The organism is Alistipes sp. CHKCI003 (assembly GCF_900021155.1).
GTDB lineage: Bacteria > Bacteroidota > Bacteroidia > Bacteroidales > Rikenellaceae > Alistipes > Alistipes excrementavium.
Map to the genome: position 1 here is coordinate 1 of NZ_FCNT01000086.1, position 630 is coordinate 630.

Sequence of the window (630 nt, forward strand, 5' to 3'; positions counted from 1 at the left end):
TGTTCGACAACGGCGGCGCGATGGACGGCAACCTCGTGGCCGCATTGATGAACGGGAACAACCGTAACGGCAACGCTTACGGCTGGGAGTGGATGTGGATGATCCTGCTGTGGGCCCTCTGGGGCGGCAACGGCTGGGGCGGCTTCGGCGGCCGCGGAACGGGCAGCCTTCCGGCCGAACTGAACGGAGATGCCGGACGCCAGCTGCTCATGAACGCCATTCAGGGCAACGGCAGCGCCATCTCGCAGCTCGCCTCGTCGCTCAACTGCTCCGTACAGCAGATACAGACGGCTCTGTGCAACATTCAGGCTCAGTCGGGGCTCTCGGCGCAGCAGATCATCAACGCCGTACAGTCCGGCAACTCGCAGGTGCTCTCCCAAATGGCCTCGTGCTGCTGCGACGTGCGCACCGCCATCGAACGGCAGGGCTACGAAAGTCAGCTCGCGGTGCTCAACCAGACCAACACGCTGACCAACACGGCCAACGCGCAGTTCACGGCCCTTGGCTCGAAAATCGACGCCCAGACGCAGGTCATCAACGACAAGTTCTGTCAGCTGGAGATGCGCGAGATGCAGAACAAGCTCGACGCCGAGCGTGCCAAGAGCGCAGCGCTGGCCGGACAGCTCTCGC

At 63.8% G+C, this 630-nt stretch carries 1 protein-coding gene; it reads left to right on the forward strand.

Translation table 11 applies throughout. The features are described from left to right. On the forward strand, positions 1–630 hold a 630-nt coding region (locus BN3659_RS10985), incomplete at both ends, for a hypothetical protein (RefSeq protein ID WP_141682573.1).